5 protein-coding genes are annotated in these 11,561 nt (G+C 35.4%); 4 read left to right on the forward strand and 1 reads right to left on the reverse strand.

Going from position 1 to position 11,561, the window contains the following annotated elements; all coding sequences use genetic code 11:
* The first annotated feature begins 37 nt into the window (after window positions 1–37).
* Window positions 38–1,507 (forward strand): lipopolysaccharide biosynthesis protein, encoded by a 1,470-nt coding sequence (locus EV142_RS21055; RefSeq protein WP_132037814.1) that lies wholly within the window; start codon window positions 38–40, stop codon window positions 1,505–1,507.
* Window positions 1,508–2,075: 568 nt separating this feature from the next.
* Window positions 2,076–2,375, forward strand: coding sequence for a hypothetical protein (locus EV142_RS21060; protein ID WP_132037815.1), 300 nt, complete (start codon window positions 2,076–2,078; stop codon window positions 2,373–2,375).
* A 76-nt stretch (window positions 2,376–2,451) separates the two neighbouring features.
* Here the strand turns inward: EV142_RS21060 and uvrA are convergent, their stop codons facing one another.
* Complete coding sequence (gene uvrA, locus EV142_RS21065; protein ID WP_132037816.1) at window positions 2,452–5,247, reverse strand: excinuclease ABC subunit UvrA; 2,796 nt, start codon at window positions 5,245–5,247, stop codon at window positions 2,452–2,454.
* A 229-nt stretch (window positions 5,248–5,476) separates the two neighbouring features.
* Here uvrA and EV142_RS21070 point away from each other — a divergent pair, with 229 nt between their 5' ends.
* Together EV142_RS21070 and EV142_RS21075 are read left to right on the forward strand one after the other, a co-directional pair.
* Window positions 5,477–8,245: a triple tyrosine motif-containing protein gene (locus EV142_RS21070; protein WP_132037817.1), complete on the forward strand. Its 2,769-nt coding sequence runs from the start codon at window positions 5,477–5,479 to the stop codon at window positions 8,243–8,245.
* A gap of 240 nt (window positions 8,246–8,485) precedes the next feature.
* A complete protein-coding gene (locus tag EV142_RS21075) occupies window positions 8,486–11,560 on the forward strand; it encodes a SusC/RagA family TonB-linked outer membrane protein (RefSeq protein WP_132037818.1) in 3,075 nt (1,024 codons plus the stop codon).
* The last annotated feature ends 1 nt before the right edge of the window (window position 11,561 follow it).

Below are 11,561 nucleotides of genomic sequence, written 5' to 3' on the forward strand. Positions count from 1 at the left end.
AATCTAAACTCTGCAATCTAAACTCTGCAATAAAAACATGGGTATTGTCTTAAATCAGTCTTTCAAGAACACCATTATTACTTATATCGGCTTCGGAATTGGGGCTATCAATACACTTTACTTATATCCTGTTTTTTTAGGCGCAACCTATTATGCTTTAACGAACTATATTCTTTCTGCGGCAAATGTGATTATGCCTCTTTTTGCTATCGGAATGCAAAATACGTTAGTCAAGTTTTACTCCCAATACAAAACGGAAGAAGAAAGAGAGCAGTTTCTGTCGTTTACAGCATTGTTTCCTATCCTCATGTGTATTCCGTTAGGAATTATCGGTTTGTTCTTCTTTGATGATATTACCGCTTTTGTTTCGAAAGAAAATCCTGTTGTTAAGGAATTTATGTACCTCATTCCGTTTATTGGGATTTGTATGGCCTATTTTGAGATTTTTTATGCCTGGGCTAGAGTACATATGCATTCTGTTTTTGGCAATTTTATAAAAGAAGTCGGTTTAAGGTTATTTTCTACTGTTGCTTTGATCGGATTATATTTTCACTGGATCAATTTGGTGCAATTTGTTTATGTTACAGCAGTAATTTATTTTGTTGCCTTTATTATCACGATGTTTTATGCCTTTTATATTAAAAGGCCCAATTTCCAGATTACAATTCCGGAAAACGTAAAAAGTGTAATGGAGTATACTTTCTTTATTATTTTATCGGGAAGTGTAGCGAATCTTCTTTTAGACGGAGATAAATTGATGCTGAATCAGTATATGAAAATTGAGAACATCGCTTATTATTCGGTAGCAACTTATATTGCGTTGGTTATTTCGGTTCCAAGTAGGGCCATGCATCAGATTGTATATCCGATTACTGCAAAATTAATGCATGAAAACAAACACGACGAATTAAATAGTTTATACAAGAAAACCTCAATAAACCTTCAGTTTGTGGGTGGTTTTGTAATGCTGTGTATTTTTGTAAATATCAATCAATTGTACGAATTGGTGCCGAAAGAGTACAGCGGAGGAATTCCGGTTGTATTTATGATTGGAATTTCCAAATACTTCGATTTGATTTTAGGAAATAATAATGCTATTATTTTTAATACTAAATATTACCGAATGGTCCTGTACTTAGGATTGATGTTGGTGTTTTTAACCTTTGTTCTAAATATGATTTTTATTCCAATTTCGGGTATTTTAGGTTCGGCATTTGCTACTTTATTGTCCATTACATTATATAGTTTAGCCAAATTGCAGTTTGTGGTTAAGAAACTTCATTTGTATCCGTTTACAAAACAAACCATGCATTCTATTCTGATCACATTTGCTTTATTCTTAGTGTTTTATTTTTGGGAGTTTCCGTTTTATCAGCTGATCAGCATCGCCTTAAAATCGGTTTTAGTAACGATTCTTTATATTTACCTGAATTATAAATTTAATATCTCTCCGGAGATTAATCAGGTGATCCAGGGACTTTTTAAAAGAGTTGGAATTAAAATTTAGAGAACTTTATATAAGATTTGACCACATTTACCGCGATTTGGGCAATGTCTGCCTTCAATATTCTCAAATTTTAAGGTTTGCATTTGTACAAAAAACTTGTCGCTGATTGTATGTTTCTTTTCTGAAAAAATATTCACAAGAAATAACTTACAATATTGTTTTGGTTAGGTTCTTCGTCAAATTAAATCTTCAGAATTCATTATAATGTCGCAGTACTGGAGATTATTTCCTACATTATAAAGCGTTAAGGGATAAAAACACAACAACAATCCTGAAAATTATTTAAAAAGGAATTGTAATCCAACTGCTTTGACGTCGTAAATAAGAGCTAAGTTGTTGATTTTCTTCTCTAACGTTTGAATTTTAACATATTTTTTTTTTGTTATTTGATTAATAAAAATTAAATTTATGTAAGAATTTGATATTAGTATGAAGATCTAATGGAAAATATCTTAGAAAATGCAATAAAAGTAATTTTAACGTGTTTGTTTAATATGGAGATCCCTATCTGTATTAGAAATAATTAACATTTATATATCACAATTTGGATTAATTTAATCTGCCCATTATGAGAAACAATAAACTGAGTCAGGAACAGAGCTTTCAGGTATTTTCTAATATGATATCAAAGAAAGTTCACAAGGGGTTTACATTAGAAGAAAGAAATGACGAATTGCTTTTTGCAGTTCTGTCAAAAGGAGGGAAGGTTGTCAATCATGGTTTGAATTTTATTATTTTTTGTCTGACTTTAGGATTATGGTCATTCGCCTGGCTTTATCTTACAATAGAAGCCTCAAAGCAGAAAAAAATATTAGTTGCAATTGATGAAGATGGATTGCCTTTTGAAGAAAGGTGTTTAGTAGCTTAATACAAGCTATTAGAAAATAAAGCGGCCAGAATTCTATTATTCTGGCCGCTTTATTTTTTTAATGAGTTTAAAGAAATTATAATTTATCCTTCAGATAAACTCCGGTAACAGATTCTTTTACCTTCACAATATCTTCCGGAGTTCCTACGGCTAATAAATGGCCGCCGTTTTCTCCGCCTTCAGGGCCTAAATCAATAATCCAGTCAGCACATTTTATAAGATCAAGATTGTGTTCAATCACAATAATGGAATGGCCTTTATCTATTAAGGCATCAAAAGAAGCCAGCAGTTTTTTGATATCGTGAAAATGCAAACCGGTTGTAGGTTCATCAAATACAAACAAGGCTTTGTCTTTTGTGGCACCTTTTACTAAAAAAGAAGCTAGTTTGATACGTTGCGCTTCACCTCCCGACAGCGTAGAAGAGGATTGTCCTAACTGAACATATCCCAATCCTACATCCTGAAGCGGCTGTAATTTCTGAGTGATTTTTGCCTGTTTGTTTTTTTCGAAAAAAGCAATCGCATCATCAATAGTCATCGTTAGAATGTCATTGATGTTTTTATCATCGAAAGTAATTTCTAAAACTTCTTTTTTAAAGCGTTTGCCTCCGCAGGTTTCACAAGGTAACTGCACATCGGCCATAAAGACCATCTCGACGTTTATAGAGCCTTCTCCTTTACAGGTTTCGCAACGGCCTCCGTCAACATTAAAAGAAAAATGTTTGGCCTGATATCCTCTTATTTTAGATAATTTTTCTTTGGCATACAAATCACGGATATCATCATATGCTTTGATATAAGTAACGGGATTAGATCTCGAGCTCCTTCCAATTGGATTCTGATCTACGTATTCGATATGTTTTATCTGAGAGAATGAGCCTTTTATTTCGCTAAACTGACCTGCTTTTTCTGCTGCGTTTTCAAGCTTTTTCTGCATGGCAGGAAACAGGATTTTTTTGATCAGCGTACTTTTTCCGCTTCCTGAAACTCCAGTGATCACCGTTAAAACATCCAAAGGGAAAGTAACATTGATATTTTTCAGGTTGTTTTCCCTGGCACCGATAATTTCAATATGATTTTTGAATTTTCTTCTCTTTTTGGGAACCGCTATTTCTAAATCGCCATTTAAATATTTGGCCGTTAAGGACTCCGATTTTAATATTTCATCATAAGTACCCTGAGCGACAAGATGACCACCATAGGTACCGGCTTCCGGGCCTATATCAATAATCATGTCAGCCGCTTTCATAATATCTTCGTCGTGTTCTACCACGATAACCGTATTGCCTAAATCACGAAGTGAAAGCAAAACTTTAATCAATCGTTCAGAATCTTTTGGATGCAGGCCAATACTTGGTTCATCCAAAATATACATAGACCCGACCAGGCTGCTTCCCAGAGAGGTCGCCAGATTGATTCGTTGTGATTCTCCTCCCGAAAGTGTGGCAGAGTTTCTGTTTAGGGTAAGATAATCCAACCCGACTTCCGTCAAAAATGACAGGCGATTATTGATTTCGATCATTAAACGTTTTGCGATTTGCTGTTCGTAAACGTTTAAATCGATATTTTGGAAAAAAGTAACCAGGTGTTTGATCGGTAAATCGACTAAATCGGAAACTGTTTTTCCATTGATTTTTACATAGGATGCTTCTACGCGTAAGCGTTTTCCACGACAGGCATGACATTTTGTTTTTCCGCGGTAACGGGACAGCATCACCCGATTCTGAATCTTATAATTTTTTTCTTCTAATTCCCTGAAGAAATCATTTAGCCCCTGAAAATACTGATTTCCTTTCCAGAGCACCTCTTTTTGTTCTTCTGATAATTCAAAAAAAGGTTTATGAATCGGGAAATCAAATTTGTAGGCATGTTTGACCAGTTCGTCTTTGTACCAGCTCATGCTGTCGCCTCTCCAGGGATAAACGGCACTTTCAAAAACAGAAAGCGAAGTATTCGGTACAACCAGATCAGCATCAATTCCGATAATATTTCCGTATCCTTCGCAAACCGGACAGGCACCGTATGGATTGTTAAAACTAAATAAATGAACATTTGGTTCTAAAAACGTAATACCATCCAATTCAAAATTATTAGAATACGAAAAACGTTTTTCTGAGTTTAATTCCTGTAAATAACAAATTCCTTTTCCTTCAAAAAAAGCAGTCTGTACGGCATCTGCCAGACGGTTATAGAATTCTTCCTCTTCTTTGACCACGATTCGGTCTATAATAAGAAGGATATCTTTATTGTCTAACTGATGAAGATCAGCAGCTTCAAATTCATCCAGACGAACCATTTCGTTATTGACTAAAATACGGGCAAAACCTTGTTGTAAAAGTACTTTTAGTTTGTCTTCCAGCTGTCGGCCTTCTTCCAGGTGAATAGGCGACAACAAAAGCCATTTACTGTCTAATTCTAATGTTTTTACATCTGAAACGACATCTGAAACGGTATTCTTTTTAACTTCCTGACCCGAAATTGGCGAATAAGTACGCCCAATTCTGGCAAACAAAAGTTTCATATAATCGTAGATTTCAGTCGAAGTCCCTACTGTAGATCTTGCATTGGTCGTATTTACTTTTTGCTCAATCGCAATCGCCGGAGCGATTCCTTTGATGTATTCTACTTTGGGTTTGTCTAAACGTCCCAAAAACTGACGCGCGTAAGAAGACAGACTCTCCACGTAACGTCTTTGTCCTTCAGCATATAAAGTATCAAATGCCAGACTCGATTTTCCGGATCCGGAAAGCCCTGTAATGACAACAAGTTTATTTCTGGGAATCGCTACATCTACATTTTTTAAGTTATGTACTTGTGCTCCTTTAATGATAATATTATGTTTCGGGTCGAGTGTAGAAAGGTCAATTTGCATAAAAAAAGTCAATTTCTACAAAAGTAATCAATTTTGAATTGAGTTTTGTTAATCCCATTGTTCCAAATTTTAACTAATTGTTCCAAAATTGCCATGTTTTCGGCATTGCTCTTTTTTTTACTAAAAATTCGTTGTTTCAATATAAAATAAGCTATTTTAGAACTGTTTTTGTAATAAATTAATACTACGGCTAAACTTGAAAACTAAATTTTCTATACTTTGTTTTTTGATGAATGTAATCCTGTTTTCTCAGGAACTTCCGCCAATTGTAAAATATCCATCGACTATTTACGGGGCCGGGAACCAAAGCTGGATGATCTCGCAGGATGAACAGAATTATCTCTATTTTGCCAATAACGAAGGCCTTCTGGAATATAACGGAACCAATTGGAAATTATATCCAACTCCAAATGAAACGATTATGCGTTCCGTGAAAGTAATCGATAATAAGATTTACACGGGATGTTATATGAATTTTGGCTACTGGACCAGGCAGGCAAACGGGAAACTGAAATATACCTCGCTAAGCGATACAATCAAAGCTAAAATTCTTGACGATGAGCAGTTCTGGAACATTTTAAAATACGATCAGTGGATTTTATTTCAGTCCTTAAACAGAATTTATATTTACGATACCAAAACGAAAAGCTTCAAAATTATTTCCCCTAAAAACGGTGTTATAAAATCGTTTAGTACCAAAACCTCTATTTATTATCAGACTATAAATGAAGGTCTTTTTGAGATAGAAGCCGGAAAAGGAAAACTAATTTCTGATCATCCTGTTTTAAAAAAATATACTATTGTAAATGTTTTTACCCTTGACGATGGTTTGCTGATTCAAACCCAACTGGATGGATTTTATAAACTCTCGGGAGCAACTTTAACGCCATTTAGAACCGCTGTCGACACAGAATTAAAATCGAGTTTTGTGTACAGCAGCCAGCGTCTTCAGGATGGGAGTTATGCACTGGGGACAGTTTCGAACGGTGTTTTTATTTTATCAGACCAAGGCCAGTTAAAGTACCACATTTCACAAAGTAAAGGCCTGAGTAACAACACAGCCTTGTCTTTGTTTGAAGATAAAGACCAAAATGTATGGATAGGCCTTGATAATGGAATCAATTGCATCAACCTACAGACGCCGGTGCATAGTTTTACAGATGACACGGGAGTTTTGGGAACCGTATATGCTTCGATTGAATACAACGGCATATTATACGTAGGAACAAATCAGGGGTTGTTTTGCAGGAAATACAAAAGCAATGAAGATTTTCAGTTTATAAGCGGAACAAAAGGTCAGGTCTGGTCCTTGTTTGTTTACGATCATACGCTTTTTTGCGGGCATGATTCGGGAACTTTTATTATTGATCGTACCACTGCAAAAAGCATTTTTTCGGGTTCCGGCACCTGGAAATTAGAGCGGATTCCTAATGCTGAAAATCAATTGTTACAGGGCAATTATTATGGGATTTCGGTTTTGGAAAAAAAAGGAAGCGAATGGAAGTTTAAAAATAAAATAAAAGGCTTTGATTATTCTTCCCGTTATTTTGAAATCACCAATACTCTTGAAGTGTATGTCAGCCATGAATACAAAGGTATTTTCAGGCTAAAACTGGATCCGTCTCTTTTAAAAACAAAAGAATTCTATGCCTATTCTTCGCCAAAAAAAGGAAAAAATGCAAGTTTAATAAAATTTAATAATTCTATTTATTATGCCTGTAAAGAAGGAATTTTTAAATTAAATTCAAGTTCAAAGCAATTTGAAAAAGATGCCTTGCTGAGCTCTATTTTCGAAAAAGACGAATATACATCCGGTAAATTGATTGTAGATGATGCTAACCGGATATGGCTTTTTTCCAAGAACTACATTCATTATTTCTCTGCCAGCAAACTTAGTAATCAGTTAAAACAAAATATCATCCCGATTCCGTCTTCCTTAACCAATTCGATGCTAGGTTTCGAGAATATCAGGCAGATTTCAAAATCAACTTATTTAATCGGAACTACAGATGGCTATTATATTCTTAACATTGATGATTTAAGCTTTAAGAACTATAGCGTTTCTATTGCTGAAATTTCGATCAATAAACAAAATGAAACTTTAAACGATGTTGTTTTAAATGAAGAAGGAAGTTTTAAATCAACCGAAAATAATATCACTTTAAACTATACGGTTCCCGAGTACAATAAATACATCAATACCGAATATCAGTATCTTCTGGAAGGATTTCAAAATGACTGGAGTGAATGGAGTACTAAATCGTCTGTTAATTTTAAAAATCTGTCACCCGGGAAATACACTTTCAAAGTAAGGGCGAAATATGCCAATACCATTTTGCAAAATAGTGCTGTTTATACCTTTGTGGTTCTAAAACCGTGGTACCTGACGAATCTGGCTTGTTTTATTTATTTTCTGCTGATTCTTGTCCTGGCTTATTTCATCAACAAGTCGTACCGTAATTTCTATCAGAAACAAAAGGAAAAATTAATTGAAGAGAACAATCTTTTATTAGAGATAAAAGAGCTGGAGAATGAACAACAGCTCATGAAACTTCGCAACGAACAATTGTCTCAGGATGTGGATAATAAAAACAGGGAGCTGGCGGTTTCGACGATGAGTTTAAACAGTAAAAATGAGCTGCTGACTTTTATTAAGGAAGATTTAAAGAAAACCACTCAGGATGACAGCAAGAATATCAAATCGGTTATCAGAACCATCAACGATAATATTACGGAGGAGGATTCGTGGAAAATATTCAAGGAAGCCTTCGATAGTGCCGACAAGGATTTCTTAAAAAGAATCAAACAAATCCATCCTTTATTAACGCCGAATGATTTACGCCTTTGTGCATACTTAAGACTGAATCTTTCTTCGAAAGAAATAGCGCCTTTGTTTAATATTTCCGTTCGAAGTGTGGAGATAAAAAGATATCGTTTGCGTAAAAAAATGGATTTACAGCACGAAATCGGTTTAGTAGAGTATATTCTGGCTGTATAGGAAAGTCAAATTCTATTAAAAACACCTATACATCACCACAACATTAACGTTTTATTGTACTTTTTACATTTAAATGTTAATTAAATTAACATTAGTAATTTCTTATAAAATGTAGGCTTGTTTTGTTATATCTTAATTTTAATCGGTTTTTTTTATGATGTATGTTTTTTGTTGAGGTTAATTTTAGTTTATTCTTAAAAGGATAAGATAAATTTAGCTTTCAATAAAAACTAACTAATTATGAAATCTAAATTATTACTAATGGTATTGCTGCTGTTTACATCTTTTGCATTTTCGCAGAATCTTGATGTAACAGGAACCGTACTGGATGGCTCAGGTTTATCATTGCCTGGCGTGAATGTAAAAGTTAAAAGTTCATCGCAAAGTACAACCACAGACTTTGACGGATCTTTTAAATTATCAGGTCTCCCAAAAGGAACTACAATTGTTTTCAGTTACATTGGTTTTCGAACACAGGAAGTTGTGGTTTCGGGTACCAAAATTACCGTAAAAATGAGTGACGACGCCCGATCGTTAGATGAGGTGGTCGTGATAGGTTACGGTAGCCAGAAAAAAAGGGAACTTACCGGTGCAGTCGCCGTTCTGGACAGCAAAACACTTGATCTTTTAAAACCGGCCAGAATAGAACAAGCCTTACAGGGAACTATTTCGGGAGTAAATGTAACCACTCAGTCCGGTTCACCGGGTGCTCCTTTAGACATCCGTATTCGTGGTGTTGCTACTAACGGGCAAAATGCGCCTACGGTAATTATCGATGGTTATGTTGGGGATTTAGGAATACTGAATCCAAACGATATAGAGACGATTACAGTTTTAAAAGATGCACAGGCTGCTATTTATGGAACAATCGGAGCCAATGGTGTTATTCTCGTTACTACCAAAATGGGTAAAAAGAATTCTAAAACAAAAGTGTCCTTTAACAGTTATGCAGGTTTTCAGGAAACGACCAGAAAAGTACCAACTTTAAATGCGACAGAATATGCTTTGTTGTCCAACGAAAGTTATTCTAATGGAGGACAAGCCATTCTTTATCCAAATGTCAGCGGTTTAGGAAAAGGCACCAATTGGCAGGATGAAGTTTTTCAGAAAGGCGCACCAATTATTAATAATGATTTAACGATCTCCGGAGGTTCAGAAAGAATCACGTATTCTGTGAGTGGTTCCCATTTAGATCAGGAAGGAATTGTTGGAGGAGATAAATCAGGATTTTTAAGAAATACGGCCAGATTAGCACTTGGTGCTGACTTAAGCGATAAATTCAAATTAAAAACGAATGTTATTTATACCTATTTCAACAGGAAAACATTAAATGAAAACGGATTGGGATCTGTTTTGTTTAATGCATTAAATGTACCGGCAACCCTGAAGCCATATGATGCCAATGGAGATTTTACCAAAGTGCCCGTAAATGGATTTGGAGGTGAAATTATTAATCCTTTAGCGCAAATTGAAAATACCTACAATGACTATAATTATAAAAAAATCAATGGAAATTTTGGACTGGATTATAAAATTTTCAAAGGATTTACCTTATCGTCTTCCATTGGTTTTAATACCGCAAACAGTGAAGGAAAATCTTTTGCAAAGAAGCTTTTGTACTGGAATAATCCTAGTGATAAAGTGTTTGATGTATTAAGAAGTTCCGTAACTCAGACTGCAACGAATGATAATGATTATTCGTTTGACCTTTTTGGGACATATTCAACAAAAATTGCGGAAAATCATAATGTTGTAGCTACAGTAGGTAATACTATTTACAAACAATGGGGAAACAGTTTTAATGCTACCGGATTTGACGTTCCGAACAATTCCTGGGAATATGCAGATCTTACGCTGACAAAAGGAGTGCCGGTTTCGCTGAATACCGGAGGATATGTCTACGATCAGAGAAGGCTTTCTTATTTCGGAAGAGTACAATACGATTATAAAGGAAAATATTTGTTTTCTGCAATGATCAGACGTGATGCTTCTACCAAGTTCGGTCCCGGAAATAAAGTGGGTTATTTCCCTTCCTTTACAGGAGGTTGGGTAGTTTCTGATGAAAATTTCTTCGGAGAATCCAAAACGCTTAATTTTTTGAAATTCAGAGCAAGTTACGGTACTTTAGGAAATGATCAGATTCCAAATTATGGCTACATCGCCCTTTTAAATGGTGAGGCAACTTATGTGTTTGGCGGCACGCTCGCAAGCGGACAGGCAACCGGGCAGGTACCAAATCCTGATCTAAAATGGGAAGAAGCCAGAAAATTCGATGCTGGTTTAGATATGAAACTGTTTAATGATAAAATTTCTATTGTTGCAGATTATTTTATTGACACCAGAAAAGATTTATTAATTCCAAATATTCCGGTTTCAGGAATTAACGGTACAGGAGCTCCGGGAGCAAGCCCTCCGACACTCAATGCCGGAACGGTTAGAAACTCGGGAGTTGAATTTTCGATTGATTATAAAGAAAAGTTTTCAGATTCATTTTCTTTAAGTCTGGGGTACAATGTAACGTTCATTAAAAATGAAGTATTAGCAGTAAACAACGGTACCGGATTTATTGAAGGAGGTGCTTTCGGGGTCGGACAAACTGCGCCTTCCCGTATGGAAGTTGGAAAACCGTTAGGTTATTTTTATGGCTATAAAATGGATGGAATTTTTCAAAACCAGGCAGAAGTCGATGCACATCCTTCTCAATTAGGACTTGGCGCCAAAGCAGCACCGGGAGATATCCGTTTTGCAGATTTAAATGGAGATGGTATACTGGATACTAAAGATAAAACGAATATAGGAGATCCTATTCCGGAAGCTACAATGGGATTCAATTTACAATTCAATTATAAAAATGTCGATTTTGCTGTTTTTACTTTCGCTTCCATTGGAAACGATATGGTAAGAAACTACGAGAGAACAGTTACCGCTACCAACCGTTTGAATTATGTTTTAGACAGATGGACAGGAGAAGGTACCAGTAATTCGACTCCAAGAGTGACAACGGGCGCAACTGCAAATAATATTTTTTCAGATTATTTTGTAGAAGATGCTTCTTACGTACGAATTCAGAATGTACAAATCGGATATTCACTTGATCCGAAAGTAACGCTGAAAGCAGGAATAACAAAGTTAAGACTTTATGCAGGGGTAAACAACCTATACACTTTTACAAAGTATAAAGGTTTTGACCCGGGAGCTTCATCCGGACCTCAAAATAGAGATGGAGTGTCTCAATCTCCTATTGGTGCCGGAATTGATTATGGGTTTTATCCTGTTCCAAGAACCTATTTATTGGGCTTAAACATTAATTTTTAAT

This window comes from Flavobacterium circumlabens (assembly GCF_004345565.1).
Classification (GTDB): domain Bacteria; phylum Bacteroidota; class Bacteroidia; order Flavobacteriales; family Flavobacteriaceae; genus Flavobacterium; species Flavobacterium circumlabens.